The organism is Halochromatium sp. (assembly GCF_054919635.1).
The window spans coordinates 1-13,652 of sequence record NZ_JBUDPI010000067.1; the positions used below are offsets into that span (position 1 = coordinate 1).

Consider the following 13,652-nt stretch of genomic DNA (forward strand, 5'->3'; position numbering starts at 1 on the left):
CCGTGACAGGACGAGCAGGACCCTTTCGAGCCATCCGGGTTGATCCGGCCAATCCCTGAGTTCGGCCAGGTCGCCGGGTCCAAGGAGCCATCGCCCCGCACCTTGACCAGCGAGCCATGACACTGATCGCACCCGGCTGCCTGCATCGCCGAGCCGGTGACATTGTGGGCCAGCGCAGGGATACGCTCCTCGATCATCGCATAGGCCTCGGCGTGCACCGAACCGGCCTGCTCCTTGTACTCCTGCTCGTGACAGCGTCCGCAGTCCTTTGGCGACACGATGGTCGCGATGATCTGTCCCTCATGCTCGATCGCATCCCGGTCCGCCTGCTCGGCCTGATGACAGTCCATGCAATTGACGCCGGCCACCTTGTGCGCACTGTCATGCCACTGCTGCGCCAATCCCGGCGAGGCCTTCTCATGACAGCTCACGCAGTTATCGCCTGCTGCATGCCCCCAGCTGTCCGGGTCCAATGCGACCTTAGCGGCCACCGCCTGGCCCAAATTGCCGATTAAGAGGATAAACAACAGGGTTCTGGTTAACGCGCCGGGCAGCCAGTATGGAAACAGCATCATTGGGTGAAGCCTCATAGTCGCGGTGCAACGGGTGTCATCGAGATCAACATTGAGCACTAAGCACCACGGAATAAGCGGATACTTATCCTCTAATTCACTAATCTAAAGTGTTAGGCCAAGGTGTCTCAGGCACGATTGGTCGAGAAGATTACAGCAGTAACAGGAAAACTCGGCAACGTAGAGTATTGACGTGACGCATGTTCTCGAGCGGTCATGCACGAAAGAATGTGAGTCGACTATTGCAGTCGCTACAGATCGAGATAACCAGAACCCGAGAACTCAATAAGGAGGATCCTGATGATGTCACGTTCCACGTGCATTCAATCCGTCGTCACTAGCCTGGTCTTTGTAATGATAGGCATTCCCAGCTTCGTCATCGCGAGCGAAGGCGAATCGATCCATCATGTGTCTGCCGAGGTCTGCGCGAGCTGCCATCAAGACATCTACAAGCAGTGGAAGGGCTCGATGCATGCCCAAAGCACGGCGCTCAAGGACCCGATCCACGGCACCTTCTATCAGATGGTCGTTGGCTCGCCGACCGAAGAAGGCGTGCTCCACAAGGCATCTGGCAAGTATCCGATCTGTCTCCAGTGCCATGCGCCCAACGCGGCCATCGACAAGACCACCAAGCTCGATGCGATGGCCGCTTACAGCGAGGGCGTAAACTGCGTTGCCTGCCACACGCTCAAGAGCTACAAGGGCATCGAGGGCAAGGATGGCAAGCTGCAGCTTGGCCTGAAGGCCTATGACGTCGCCGATACCCTGCAGGCGCCGGCGGGCATCCAAGATGGCGTCGGCAAGCTTGCCTCCGCAGGCGATGACCTGTTCGGTGGTGCTGGCCTTGGCGAAAGCTCGCAGACACCGAATCCGCACCTCGGCGAGCCAGTGGAGTACGAAGGGCAAGAGGTCCCAGCGCTACCGATGGAAGCCAATCCGCGCCTAATGAAGACCTCCGATGCCTGCATGGGCTGCCACGACCAGCGCAACAATCCGCATGGCGTCCCACTCTGCCAGACGGGCAATGAGTACATCGCGAGCGGCTCAGAGGTCAACTGCCTCTCCTGCCACATGCCGATCGCCAATGGCATCGCGGACCACAGCATGGGCGGCGGCCATGACCCGGCCATGCTCAAGCGCGCCGTCGTGTTCGACGTCAGCACCGAGCAAGAAGGCGATAACCTCACGGCAACGGTCTACCTGAAGAACCAGCTACCGCACGCCATGCCAACCGGCGCCCCCTTCCGCAACCTCTACATCAAGCTCGCGGCATACGACGATCAGGGCAATGTCGTCTGGCAGAATGCCGAAGGTCATCCTGCCGAGTCAGACCCACAAGCCTATCTCTCATACGCGCTTGCCGACGATGAAGGCATGCCAGCGCCACCGCCCACGGCTACCAAAGCTGGTGACGACACGCGACTGAAGCCGCACGAAGAGCGTGAGCTCACCTATGAGATCCCTGCTGAAGGTGTTGTCCTGGTCCGCGGCGAGCTTTTCTACAACCTGCTTTGGCCCGGACTGGTGAAGAAATTCAACCATCTACCAACCGACCTCACCGACCCGGTGTTGATCGCCGAATACGAGGAGGATGTTGCAGTCAATTAGATGCTGATCGGCACGACGGCGGCCAAAGCGCCGCTGCGTGCACTCGTCGCCGCACCTTTTGGTGCGGCTTTTTTTTGTCCATGCCCAGGACTGATCCCTGACTCATGGGCTACTGACTAAGCCGGCGTCCAGGTTAGGGTCAAGCTTGCCGATGATGGTGCGCAACACCACCGAATGCTCCTCATTGGTCTTGTCGGTCCAGGCGACGGTGACCGCCAACTGCTTAAAGCGCATCATCGACGCGCAGCTCGCCGCCGGGCAGATGGGAGCGCCTGTGTTGTCGAAACAGCATTCCACTGTCGTCCAGCTCCGTGAATAACGGGTATTGACCCCTGTCAGAGTTTCCGTGCTTGTGCTATCGACAATATCAGCATAGGCGAGCTGACCCGGGGTAGTCGGCAAGCTTGAATAGCCACGGTAGTACTCGATCTTATCCTGCGCGATCTGAGCCGCCTCGTTGCGCTGCTGACTTAGGCCGCTCGAGCCCATGATGATGGTCTGAAGCTTGGCCAATCCGATCAGGCCAACCCCAAGGATCACGGCGGCTATTAGAGCCTCGACCAGGCTGAAGCCACGGATACTCGGACCCGTTTTCATCCTTGGCGCTTCTTCAATAGTCACGCCAGCCTCCAGGTAGCCGAGCCGCAGTTGTCAGGCTTGAAAGTGGACTTGGGATATCCAGCGCGGCGTTAACGCCGTCGTGGTAATAGAACTCGGAATTGGAATTGATGTCACTAACCCCTCCCTCGATCGCGAGTGTCCCATACAGCTCAAGCCCACCCCAACCGTTTGCCAGCTCCACCTCCGACGCCTCATTCTGGACGCCGTTGTCATTGATATCGGTGTCGAAGTAGACCACTCCGTAGATGGTCGGATTGCCATTTAATTTTGGACAGCCACTAGCGCAGGCAGCATCCGAAAAAACCAGGATCACCGGCTCTGACTCGCTGCCTAGGCTATCCTGCCAGTTAGACGGAGAATCGACCCAATAGACCGTTCGCCTTGGTGTAGATGCATCACTGAGTCCCTGGCCGGCCTGAAAATCAGAGATCAGTTTCATTTGCTCCTGACTGAGGCCCGGGAATAGCAGATCCCAGACGGAGGCTGCTGGCAGATTGATTTGCGTATCGCCACCATGCGGGTCCATATGCCCCCAGTCATCGCATAGGTCGTCGCTGTACAGCGTCGCTAAGGCCAAGTTGTCGGTTCCGCCAGGGTAGATGTCCGGATTGCCCTTTGCTTCATAGAAACAACCATTGAGAACAAGCGGAGCATTGGGTGCACCGACACCGACGATATTGACCGCAATCGTAGGCAGATAGAGGGTCTGGCGTACCTGTGCCTTGATCGTCGCGTCAGAGGTGCTAATCGCCTCAGCGATGACCTGGACCAAATTGAGTTGGGAGAGCGGCAGTGTTTCTCGCTGAAAATGGACGCTGGTGTCGAAGCCAGTGACCAGGGCCCCATTGGATGTGCGATCGCCGAGCGCAAGGTCGGTCGCGCTGCTCGACCAGACAGAGGTGTCATCCGCCCAGCAGGCCAGAACATGGGGATTGACGGGACTTGGACAGCTCCTGGGCATGGGATCAGGTATCTCCATGCCCTGCGCCCAGGCAAGCGCCTCTTCCAAGGCGGCCTGTGCCGCCTCATGGGCCAGCGTTGCCCAGAACTGGTTGGACGACGTCTTCTGCTCGAACAGGATACCCTTCGAGGCGTTAATGGTGACGACAGAGGCAACGGAGACAATAATCAGAGAGATCGCCAAGGTTGCAATCCCACGTTGCCGGTGCCGACCTGTCATCATCTGGAGCATGGGATTAACCTCAGGGCGGGCAGCGATTGAAGGGAGCACTTGTGGCCATCGCTGTGGCGGCGCAGGTCGCGCTTGGCAGATCATTCTTGACCCGGACCTTCTGGCACAGCCAGCGCGTGGTACCAGCGTGAGAGCCTTCCAGGTAGATCTTCACCTCGCGAATGGCCAGGAAAGCGCTACCCGATGGGATACAGGCAATACCAGCAGAGAAACGCAAGTCGTCGATGTCGACGGCGTTGGCGTCGCTCAGGGATTGCCAGGTTGGGGTACAGCTGTACTTCTTCTCGACCTTGCCGACCCCAGAGGACAGGCGATGGCGGAAGCCGAAGCATTCATCATTGTCCTGGCTGCCACTCGCATTCTCATCGTAGGTATACTCGATCCGTGCATCCTCGACCATCCAGTCTTCTAGGCCGCAGACGAACTCATGGGCACAGGCTGATCCTCCAACGCTAGCAGCAGAGGCCGCGCTATATTGGGCGCGACGAATATCGCGCACCATGATATCCATGATCGCCTTCAGCTCTTGATTCAGGTAGCTATCATTGAGGGCTCGGGCGTTCAAGCTGAGCGTGGAGACCAGCATGGCGACCACTGCGGCAACGACGATCATGCCGACGGTCATGCCCAACATCAGACTGACTAAGGTCTCGCCTTGCTGAGCATGACCGACCCTGCTAAGAGCTGCGTTGCTATTCAGCATGAGGGGTAGTACGCGATATTGGCGGAGCCGCTCGGCGAGCAACGGCGAACGCGGCCGAGCGGGCTGACGACGACTCGAGCCTGCTTACCTTCCGCTGACTCAAGAACCAGTGTTCCACCGGCCGAGACGGTGCCGAGACGGGGCTTAAAGGATGTTGTATCACCGGAGAAGGTGATGCTCGAGAGTGTGACGGAGGGATAGGCTGCAGCGCTGACGGTCTTGATATCGCAATCCCCTGCCGAGTCGCAGGCACAGTCGCTGAGCGAATCGAGTCCATAACACCAGTTTGCGCCGGCCGCAAACCCGACAAAGACATCGTCGTTTCTGCGCACTGCTTCAGAACGGGCAAACTGCAGATCCGCATAGAGCGTATCGACCACACCCTTGAGACGATAGCGGTCATGAAGGTCGATAAAGGCTGGAACGGCGACAACCGCCAATATCGACATGATGCTAACGATAACCAGCAGCTCTAGCAGTGTGAATCCAGCCCGCGTGATGGACATATTCACTTCCGCCAACACTCAGCCGGGGTTGTGGTCGTATTGGCTCCCGTTTGCACCAGGGTCAGGGTGAGACAATCCGTATCGCTGCTTTGGCTGCTGGTTGCCGTTGCGGTTGCCGTGAAGCCGGTTGCATTGGCCGAGGTGATGGCCAGGCTGTAGAAGCCGTCGGCCGAGCTGCCGCCCAGACCAAGATCGCTCAGCGAGGAGCTGTAGGAGAGATTGTTCGCGCGCCACTTTTCCTGCTCCAGCTGCAGGCGCAGCAGACTGGCTTGCCCATCTCCGCGACGGGCCCGCTGGATCGAGTCGAGATAGGATGGAAGGGCTAGACCAGCCAATAGAGCGATGATGACGAGGGCGATCATCAACTCGATCAGCGTGAACCCAGCTCCAAGGCTCCGCGTTGCCATCATTGAAAACCTCCAAACATTGTATTGATGGTAATCCTCGCAGCGAATATTGGTGGCGCCCTCGCGCACAGCTCCTGTCTCATCAGCTCGCACGTCTCATCCGACGCATGAAGATTGCGAAGAGGCGAGTCGCCGCTTGATGTCGCGACCTAGTATCACTACTGCTTACCGAACGTTGACCAAAGCCGTTTCATCACAGCTCACCGAGGACAATCGTGCCCAATTTCGCTCTGCTCCAAGCAAGGCAAGAAGATCCCTCTGAGACGAGCCGAGATGGTATCGCGACCGCCTGTCGCGCCGCCGCTGAGGCCAATTGCCGGCTGCTCTTACTCCCTGAGCTCCACAATGGCCCCTACTTCTGCCAGCGCGAAGATACCGCGGAGTTCGACCGAGCGGAGCCAGTGCCAGGACCAACGACCCAATGGCTTGGAGCCTTGGCTGCCGAGCACGGTCTGGTCATCGTCGGCTCGGTCTTCGAGCGCCGCGCGCCCGGGGTCTATCACAACACCGCGGTGGTCTTGGACGCGGATGGTCGCCTCGCCGGCGTCTATCGAAAGATGCATATCCCCGATGATCCGGGCTTCTATGAGAAGTTCTACTTTACGCCCGGCGATCTTGGCTTCGAGCCGGTCGACACCGCCATTGGCCGCCTCGGTGTGCTGGTCTGTTGGGATCAGTGGTTTCCAGAGGCTGCGCGACTCATGGCACTGGCTGGCGCCGAGCTGCTGCTCTATCCGACCGCGATCGGCTGGGACCCCCGAGATGACGCTGCGGAGCAGGCGCGACAGCTCGATGCCTGGATGACGGTGCAGCGCGGTCATGCCATCGCCAACGGCCTCCCCGTGCTAGCCTGTAACCGGGTGGGCTTCGAGCAAACACCGGAGGCAACGGCGCCCGAGGACGGTATCCAGTTTTGGGGCAACTCCTTCATCTGTGGCCCCCAAGGCGAGCTACTGGCGCGCGCTCCTGCCGATGAGGTGTCGCTGTTGATCGCCGAGATCGACCTCAGCCGCGGCGAGCAGGTGCGTCGCATCTGGCCCTTCTTACGCGATCGGCGTATCGATGGCTACGGCGATCTCCTGAAGCGCTGGCGCGATTAACGGTGCCTTGAAGCCAGCCGGATCAACCCCGAGCTTCGTTGGGTCGCTGGGCTCGGCCCACCAGCGCTGGGGGCCGGCGGTGGGGGCCGGCGCTGAATCTGAGGCTGGCCCCCTGGCAACTGATCCTGGCGCTGATGCTGCCCAGTCGATCCTTACTCGACCAACGTCTCAGTCTCATCTTCTCAGTCCCGTCTTTTAAGTCTGCTACGAGATGTCTCCGCTGATGAACGAAACCCAACGCTCGATGCGCTCCATCCTCCAACGCATTGCCACTGGCCCGGAGTTGTCGAAGGACATCTCGATGGACGAGGCACGCCTGGGCATGAATGCCATCCTGGATAGCGCTGTCGACCCGGTCCAGGCCGGAATCTTTCTGATCGCACTGCGCATGAAGCGCGAAACCGATGATGAGCAGCGCGGCATCCTCGACGCCGTCCGGGATGCGACCCAGCATGTCGTCGCCGAGGTCGATGAGGTGGTCGACCTCGCCGACCCCTACGACGGCTACAACCGCTGCCTGCCAGCCTCACCGTTCCTAGCGCCGATCCTGGCCGAATGTGGCGTGCCAGCCATCTCGCATGGCGTCGATGCGGTTGGACCCAAGTTCGGCGTCACCCATCGTCATGTGCTAGAAGCGGCCGGGCTCCCGGTCGATCTCAGCCCTGCCGATGCCGCCGCGCGCGTTTCAGACCCCAGCATCGGCTGGACCTACATCGATCAGCGCGCCTTTGCCCCCAAACTGCATGACCTGGTACCGCTTCGTGGCACCATCGTCAAGCGTCAGGCCATCACCACAGTCGAGGTCATGGCGCGACCCATCCACGGTCGCAAGAAGACCCATCTGGTCACTGGCTACGTGCACAAGCCCTATCCGCGCATCTACGCCCTACTCGCTCGGCACGCCGGCTATGACTCAGCGCTCCTGGTGCGCGGCGTCGAGGGAGGCATCGTGCCCTCGCTGCGCCAGAACGGGGTCTGTTTCAATTACCAGCAGTTCGGCGAGGAGCAGTCGTTCGGTATCGACCCGGCAGCAATCGGCATCGAGCAGAACATGCGCGCCGTCCCCTTGCCAGAAGACCTGCCGACCAGCAGCCGCCCGGGTGACGATATTGCCGTCGCCGTCGATGTCCCGGCCACAGCAAAGGCTGCCGCTCAGGCAGGGATGGCCGCCCTTGAAGGCCAGCGCGGCCCGACCTACGATAGCCTGGTCTTCGCCGGCGCTCTGATTCTCTGGCACCTGGGACGCGAGCAGACCATCGCCGCCGGCGCCGATCGCATCCGCGCCGTGCTCGACTCTGGCGCTGCCGCTCGCCGCCTGCGCTGAGTCGGAGACCGATCATGGAATCCCCTTTCATCGAGGTCGCCAAGGCCGACGCGATCCAGCCCGGCAAGTTCATCCGGGTCGAGGTCGCGCACAAGCCCTACATCATCGCCCGGGTCGGGGACCGCTTCTATGCGGTTGAAGACAACTGCAGCCACGAGGACTATCCACTGTCCTATGGCTGCCTCGATGGCGCGCGCATCAAGTGCTCGTTGCACGGCAGCCGCTTTAGCCTCGAGACCGGTGTTCCCGAGGACGAGCCGGCCGACGAGCCGATCCGCACCTACCGGCTTGAGCTGACCGATGGTCGGCTCTGGCTCGACCCCAGCTCGGCAACCAATTCAGCAACTCGTTCGAGCTAGACCAACAATCACACCAAACCCCAGGCCCGCGCGCTCCGGCTCGCGGCCTGGCTTAACAACCCGCTTAGTCTCGACCTTGATGTCCAAGCGGGCTGTGGTGGTCGCGCATCGCCGCCGACAACTCCGATAGAAGCTCATCTTCATCAGCGCCGCCTATCGGCTCCGCATCAGCGACCAAGCGTACATCAGCCATGGCGACGGCCTCAGCAACCAGCTCGCGTAATCGCTCTGCAGTTGGCAGCTCGCCCGCTGTTAGCTCAATCATTGGCATGCCCGCTGCAGAGAATGCAGCGTGCAAGCGCGCTGAAGCCCGACGTTGCATGCGACGGGTCTTGCTCTGCTTAACCCAAACCGCGGCCAACGGATAGAGATCAGACGCCGAGCAAATCAGAAGATCGGCCCAACCCGTGTCCAAGAGCCGCTGTGCCAATCGCCGTTGTTTGCTGCCGATACGCGGCCTTGGCCGCAAGAGGGCTTGTGCCGCCACCCTTGGGCAGACCCGATAGGCATCGCCAGCCGCCTCCGAGAGCATTCGGTAGCAACGCTGCTCATCCTCCGTCAGCAAGGCTCGCCGCTCGAACGGCTCACCGCGTAAGCCTGAGCCCCGCCCTTGCAGTAACAAGAACAGCATCGCCAGCAGGATCAAGGCCGCCAGCACGAGCAGGAGATACAAGGGTGTCAATACAGCATCCTCAGCAATAACAGGTCCAAACTCCGGCGCCGAAGGCGTCACTGAAACAGCAGGCCGAGCCGACACAGACGACAGCGGTACGGACCTGTACCATGGAAACAGCAGAGCCTAAGGGCGCAACGCCCTTATGATCACCCAGGTTGTAGGCTATAGTTATCGCCGGATGCACGCGCTTCAAAGAGGTAATCGACGGGCTCCAGAAGCCTAGTCGGTTTAACAATGATAGGAAGTAACATGTTTCAAGATCTGAAGCTCAGCAGCAAGATCATCTTGGGTTTTGCAGCATTAATCGCGATTACAGCGGTGCTGGGCGGTATTGCGACATTCAACATGCTGACCGTAAGAGGTCAGTCAGTCATGTTAACTGAGGAGTATGTTCCCGAAGTCGAGGTTGCCACCCGCTTACGTGCTGCTTCGAACGGTCTGATGTATGCGATGCGCGGGTATGGTCTGACAGGTATCGATAGCTACTGGCGCGAGGCCGAGACCGAGGCAGGGCTGCTCGACGAAGCGCTCACCGATGCGAGAGAGCTCAGTGAGAGCTCCAAACACCTGAAAACACTGGCTTCTCAGCTAGATACTGCGCAGCAAGCACGCAATACCTAACAAGAAGCGTTCGAGGCCAATCAGCAACAGCTCGACACCAACGCGTCGGACTACATGGAGGCCGCAAACGAGTTCCTGGCCGCCCAGAACCGGATGTTCGAGCAGGCGCTGGACGAGCGGACCACCAAGGTGGAGGTCATGACACGGGTCGTCGAGCTCGGCTCGAGCGCGCGCGTTGCCAACTTCAAGGCGCAAGCCAGTGGCCAAACCGCCCTGCGCCGCGAGGCCATTGAGCAGCTTCAGCAGATACCGCCTAAGATCGATTCGATCCGACCGATCACACGCAGCCAAGACGACATCGACAAACTCGATGCTATCGCTAAGAGTGCTGCCGAGTACCAGGCCTCGATCGAGGCATTTGGCAGACAATCCGATCGAGGCTTTGCGGCTAGCGAGCAACAGCTCGCCACCTTGCGTGACGCCATGGATCGAGAAGCCGCAACCTTCGTCAGCTCCTCTAAGGCCTTTCTTGATCGTCAGATCGAAGCGCTCGCCGCCGACATGAGCGGGCGACATCGCGATATCACGCTTGCCAATAACATCATCGATGTCGGCAATGAGGCACGGGTTAGCACCTTTAAGGGACGAGCCCTCAATGACCTGAGTTTTGTCGAACAGGCATTGACGAACAACATGCCAAAGATCCAAGAGCTCTTGTCGCAACTGAGACAGGGCGTCAGCGACAGCGAGCTGCTCGCCAAGATCGAGCGCGTCAGCACCGCAGCCGGCGGCTACCGCAAGGCGATGGAGTCCCTAGTCTCGAACTGGCGAGAGAACGAGGAGCTCTCGCGCGCTCGAACCAGAGCGGGTACCGAGTTGACTGCCGCATGCACAGCAACCGCGGAAGCAGGCTTGTCCGCCACCCAGCGCATCGCCAATCAGTCGAAACAAAGTCTCAGCCTCAGTAGCCTGGTGGTCTTGGTTGGTCTCCTCATCGCCTTGATCCTCGGCGTCGTGCTCGCATGGCTCATCACGCGCTCGATCGTGGGTCCGATCAATCGCGTGGTGAAGGGCCTGCAAGCGGGCAGCGAGCAGGTTGCGACGGTGAGTGGTCACGTCAACATCAGCAGCCAGCAGATGGCCGAAGGCGCCGGTGAGCAGGCGAGCAGCCTCGAGGAGACCAGCTCCAGTGTCGAAGAGATGGCGGCCGGCACGCGCCAGAACGCAGAGCATGCGCGCGAAGCGGATACCCTAAGCCGTACAGCCAATGAGAAAGCAGATCAGGGCGTCAAAGCCGCGCGCGCCACTGCCGATGAGGTGAGGCAGCGCCTACAGAAGCTCGACACTGCCATCAAGGCCATCGAGGAGAGCACCAACAGCACCGCAAAGGTCGTCAACACCATCGATGGCATCGCCTTCCAGACCAACTTGCTGGCGCTCAACGCGGCCGTGGAAGCAGCACGCGCTGGCGAGCAAGGTAAGGGATTTGCCGTGGTTGCTGACGAGGTCCGCAAGCTCGCGCAACGCAGTGCCGAGGAGGTCAAGAACACCAACGAGCTGATGAAGTCGGCGCAGGAGAACACGGTCCGTATCAAGGATGTCTCGAACGAGCTGGAGAAGTACCTGGGCAAGGCCGTTGCCGAAGAGATGGTCTCGCTGTTCGAAGAGACGGTCACCGCAAGCACTCAGGTCACGCAGCTGATGAGCGAGGTCGCCACGGCCAGCGACGAGCAAGCCCGACGGGTTGAGCAAATCAACCTGGCGGTCTCGCAGATGGACAAGGTCACCCAGATCAGCGCGTCGAATGCCGAAGAGTCCGCAGCCGCCAGTGAGGAGCTGGCCAATCAGGCCGCACAGCTGAAGCGGATCGTCGACGATCTGCGCTATCTGGTCGACGGCGTTCGCTCAACGGACACCGAGGCCGGCTCGAGCGATGAGCGTCGGGCACTGACCAGTCAACCGCCGTTGTTGCAATCACAGCCCAGGAGCGATGATTTCTGAGTCCAACGAACGCCGGCCGAGCTAGCCGCCAATCAATCAGCAGCACCTCAAAGCGGCCGACAGGGCTCAAGCCTTGTCGGCCGCTTGCTGTCTGGCCGGTCGACGAAAGCCACGGCGCCATGATGAGGGTCAAATTGCACAGGAACACCCGGTTCGAAAATACTGCATAATCCAGCGCTTTCCCAAAACGACCCAAAGGGAGCCCTGTCATCGCCCGGCTCGGCCGCAATCTGAGGCCGCGGCACCGGTGCCATCTAGAGCGCATTCTTGATCGCGCTGGTGGCCCAATCGAAAAAGGTCTCGTCGGCACCGCTCGGGTTTAGCGCTGCGCGCGGCTAGCCGACGCCCAACCCAGGGGAAGAGAGCATGCAATACGACAGTCATCTGTACCAGATCCTGGCCCCGAATCCAGCACTGGTCGCGTCACAATTGGACCCGGAGGCCTTTGCCAAGCATTACACGGCTGGCTCAGTGCGTTATTACGCCGGCAAGGTTGCCTTCGCTGAGATCGATGTCAATTACCGCCATCGGTATTTCAAGATCGATGATGCGCTCGCGGCACTCAAGCCACACCCAGATGGCCGGCCCAAGGCGACCATCTTCATCTCGACCTATCGCGTCCTCGAGCATATTGATCTCGACGCCATCCAGCGTCTGTTTCTGAGTACGCCAGAGGGGTACACCCTGGAGCTCAATGCCGCGCCATATGACAAGACGCACGAAGAGGGCTTCCTGCGGATCTACGCCGAGATCGCTCCGCTGCGTATGCTGGTGATGTCGCGTCTCGACTTCCCCGCATTCGGGAAGTACATCACCGACCCGAGCTTCCCGAAAGGCGCGCCAAAGCAGTTTTATACCCAGATCGAGCTTGATATCGAACACTTCCTGGAAGAGTTCGAGGGTCGCCCGACCATGCATGCGCCAATTCCCGGCCTGCATCCTTCGAACCTGCGCGCTGCCATCATGGAGATGCGCGACGAACCAGGTAAGCAAAGCAAGGGACTACGGCTCGACAGCGCCTTCGAAACCATTCCTTACAAGCTGATTCGCCACGGTTTCATGTTCGCCTCCCAGGAATCGACGCGGTTCTTCCCGATCCCCTCACGGGCGGAGATTGAGGCAAGCAATTATCGCTTCTGGCGCGCCATGTAATGGCATCAAAGTCATGGCATCAAAGGCGGCGTGGCTGCTCGCCTCAGTGAGCACGCCGCAGAGTCATCGCGTCGCGCTGCCAATCGGCAGCTCGGCGTTTTCCAAGATAACGACAATGAGTCGAGAATGATTCGAGCGAGAGGGAGAGTAATTTCACCATGAGCCTCACTGCTCTGATACCCGTGATACCCGTGCTGTTCGGGGTACTTGGCCTCCTAGTGGCCTATATCATCTTTCGTGCCATCAAGGCCTATCCGAAAGGCGAGTCCAAGGTGGCCGCCATCGGCGATGCCATCCACCTTGGCGCCATGGTCTTCATGCGCCGCGAATACAGCATGCTCGGCATCTTTGCCGGCGTGCTCGTCGTTGTGCTCTTCATCTTCCTTGGCTGGAAGACGGCCGTCGCCTTCGTGGTCGGCGCCCTCACCTCTGCGCTCGCCGGCTTCATCGGCATGAGCACCGCCACCCAAGCCAACGTGCGCACGACCGTCGCGGCCCATACCAAGGGCCCCGCCGAGGCGCTGACGGTCGCCTTCTTCGGCGGCTCGATCATGGGCCTTGCAGTGGCTTCGCTCGGACTGCTCGGTCTTGGCAGTTTGTATCTGCTGTTCGGTGGCGACCCGGAGACCGCCCACGCCATTCACGGCTTCGGCATGGGCGCCTCGAGCGTAGCGCTATTCTCCCGCGTTGGTGGCGGCATCTTCACCAAGAGCGCCGATGTCGGTGCCGATCTCGTCGGTAAGGTCGAAGCGGGCATTCCAGAAGACGACCCCCGCAACCCGGGCGTCATCGCTGACAACGTTGGCGACAACGTCGGTGACGTCGCCGGGATGGGCTCGGACATCTTCGAGTCCTACTGCGGCGCCATGA

15 protein-coding genes are annotated in these 13,652 nt (G+C 60.1%); 8 read left to right on the forward strand and 7 right to left on the reverse strand.

Annotation, left to right across the window (positions count from 1 at the left end):
• Positions 1 to 575 (reverse strand): cytochrome c3 family protein (locus ACY693_RS06200; RefSeq protein ID WP_462320961.1); only part of this gene is annotated, 575 nt, incomplete at its 3' end.
• A 351-nt stretch (positions 576 to 926) separates the two neighbouring features.
• Here ACY693_RS06200 and ACY693_RS06205 point away from each other — a divergent pair.
• Positions 927 to 2,180 (forward strand): cytochrome c family protein, encoded by a 1,254-nt coding sequence (locus tag ACY693_RS06205; protein ID WP_462320962.1) that lies wholly within the window; start codon positions 927 to 929, stop codon positions 2,178 to 2,180.
• A gap of 102 nt (positions 2,181 to 2,282) precedes the next feature.
• Here ACY693_RS06205 and ACY693_RS06210 read toward each other — a convergent pair whose 3' ends face one another.
• The 5 genes from ACY693_RS06210 to ACY693_RS06230 all read right to left on the reverse strand — a co-directional run bounded on the left by ACY693_RS06210 (position 2,283) and on the right by ACY693_RS06230 (position 5,609).
• Positions 2,283 to 2,801 (reverse strand): prepilin-type N-terminal cleavage/methylation domain-containing protein, encoded by a 519-nt coding sequence (locus ACY693_RS06210; RefSeq protein ID WP_462320963.1) that lies wholly within the window; start codon positions 2,799 to 2,801, stop codon positions 2,283 to 2,285.
• Positions 2,791 to 3,993 (reverse strand): PilX N-terminal domain-containing pilus assembly protein, encoded by a 1,203-nt coding sequence (locus ACY693_RS06215; protein ID WP_462320964.1) that lies wholly within the window; start codon positions 3,991 to 3,993, stop codon positions 2,791 to 2,793. The genes ACY693_RS06210 and ACY693_RS06215 overlap by 11 nt, the downstream gene beginning before the upstream one ends.
• 10 nt (positions 3,994 to 4,003) lie before the next feature.
• A complete protein-coding gene (locus ACY693_RS06220; protein ID WP_462320965.1) occupies positions 4,004 to 4,627 on the reverse strand; it encodes a PilW family protein in 624 nt (207 codons plus the stop codon).
• A 62-nt stretch (positions 4,628 to 4,689) separates the two neighbouring features.
• Entirely contained in the window at positions 4,690 to 5,202 is a 513-nt protein-coding gene (locus ACY693_RS06225) for a GspH/FimT family pseudopilin (RefSeq protein ID WP_462320975.1), read from the reverse strand.
• Positions 5,203 to 5,204: 2 nt separating this feature from the next.
• Complete coding sequence (locus ACY693_RS06230; protein ID WP_462320966.1) at positions 5,205 to 5,609, reverse strand: type IV pilin protein; 405 nt, start codon at positions 5,607 to 5,609, stop codon at positions 5,205 to 5,207.
• 215 nt (positions 5,610 to 5,824) lie between these two features.
• Between ACY693_RS06230 and ACY693_RS06235 the strand changes: the two genes are divergently transcribed.
• The 3 genes from ACY693_RS06235 to ACY693_RS06245 all read left to right on the forward strand — a co-directional run bounded on the left by ACY693_RS06235 (position 5,825) and on the right by ACY693_RS06245 (position 8,392).
• Positions 5,825 to 6,709: a carbon-nitrogen hydrolase gene (locus ACY693_RS06235; RefSeq protein WP_462320967.1), complete on the forward strand. Its 885-nt coding sequence runs from the start codon at positions 5,825 to 5,827 to the stop codon at positions 6,707 to 6,709.
• A gap of 223 nt (positions 6,710 to 6,932) precedes the next feature.
• Positions 6,933 to 8,033 (forward strand): anthranilate phosphoribosyltransferase, encoded by a 1,101-nt coding sequence (locus ACY693_RS06240; RefSeq protein WP_462320968.1) that lies wholly within the window; start codon positions 6,933 to 6,935, stop codon positions 8,031 to 8,033.
• A 14-nt stretch (positions 8,034 to 8,047) separates the two neighbouring features.
• A complete protein-coding gene (locus tag ACY693_RS06245) occupies positions 8,048 to 8,392 on the forward strand; it encodes a Rieske (2Fe-2S) protein (RefSeq protein WP_462320969.1) in 345 nt (114 codons plus the stop codon).
• A gap of 64 nt (positions 8,393 to 8,456) precedes the next feature.
• Here the strand turns inward: ACY693_RS06245 and ACY693_RS06250 are convergent, their stop codons facing one another.
• Complete coding sequence (locus ACY693_RS06250) at positions 8,457 to 9,074, reverse strand: DUF2726 domain-containing protein (RefSeq protein WP_462320970.1); 618 nt, start codon at positions 9,072 to 9,074, stop codon at positions 8,457 to 8,459.
• A gap of 243 nt (positions 9,075 to 9,317) precedes the next feature.
• Here ACY693_RS06250 and ACY693_RS06255 point away from each other — a divergent pair, with 243 nt between their 5' ends.
• The 4 genes from ACY693_RS06255 to ACY693_RS06270 all read left to right on the forward strand — a co-directional run.
• Positions 9,318 to 9,689 (forward strand): hypothetical protein, encoded by a 372-nt coding sequence (locus ACY693_RS06255; RefSeq protein WP_462320971.1) that lies wholly within the window; start codon positions 9,318 to 9,320, stop codon positions 9,687 to 9,689.
• A gap of 54 nt (positions 9,690 to 9,743) precedes the next feature.
• Complete coding sequence (locus tag ACY693_RS06260) at positions 9,744 to 11,630, forward strand: methyl-accepting chemotaxis protein (RefSeq protein WP_462320972.1); 1,887 nt, start codon at positions 9,744 to 9,746, stop codon at positions 11,628 to 11,630.
• Between the two features lie 366 nt (positions 11,631 to 11,996).
• The gene (locus ACY693_RS06265; protein WP_462320973.1) at positions 11,997 to 12,782 is read left to right on the forward strand and encodes a hypothetical protein; all 786 of its coding nucleotides are present in this window, start codon (positions 11,997 to 11,999) and stop codon (positions 12,780 to 12,782) included.
• A gap of 158 nt (positions 12,783 to 12,940) precedes the next feature.
• Positions 12,941 to 13,652 (forward strand): sodium/proton-translocating pyrophosphatase (locus ACY693_RS06270; protein WP_462320974.1); only part of this gene is annotated, 712 nt, incomplete at its 3' end.

Excerpts from the sequence above, each read along its gene's own strand:
- ACY693_RS06205 (WP_462320962.1), top strand. The coding sequence starts at position 927 with ATGATAGGCATTCCCAGCTTCGTCATCGCGAGCGAAGGCGAATCGATC.
- ACY693_RS06215 (WP_462320964.1), bottom strand. The coding sequence starts at position 3,993 with ATGCTCCAGATGATGACAGGTCGGCACCGGCAACGTGGGATTGCAACC.
- ACY693_RS06220 (WP_462320965.1), bottom strand. The coding sequence starts at position 4,627 with ATGTTGGGCATGACCGTCGGCATGATCGTCGTTGCCGCAGTGGTCGCC.
- ACY693_RS06225 (WP_462320975.1), bottom strand. The coding sequence starts at position 5,202 with ATGTCCATCACGCGGGCTGGATTCACACTGCTAGAGCTGCTGGTTATC.
- ACY693_RS06230 (WP_462320966.1), bottom strand. The coding sequence starts at position 5,609 with ATGGCAACGCGGAGCCTTGGAGCTGGGTTCACGCTGATCGAGTTGATG.
- ACY693_RS06240 (WP_462320968.1), top strand. The coding sequence starts at position 6,933 with ATGAACGAAACCCAACGCTCGATGCGCTCCATCCTCCAACGCATTGCC.
- ACY693_RS06245 (WP_462320969.1), top strand. The coding sequence starts at position 8,048 with ATGGAATCCCCTTTCATCGAGGTCGCCAAGGCCGACGCGATCCAGCCC.
- ACY693_RS06255 (WP_462320971.1), top strand. The coding sequence starts at position 9,318 with ATGTTTCAAGATCTGAAGCTCAGCAGCAAGATCATCTTGGGTTTTGCA.
- ACY693_RS06260 (WP_462320972.1), top strand. The coding sequence starts at position 9,744 with ATGGAGGCCGCAAACGAGTTCCTGGCCGCCCAGAACCGGATGTTCGAG.
- ACY693_RS06265 (WP_462320973.1), top strand. The coding sequence starts at position 11,997 with ATGCAATACGACAGTCATCTGTACCAGATCCTGGCCCCGAATCCAGCA.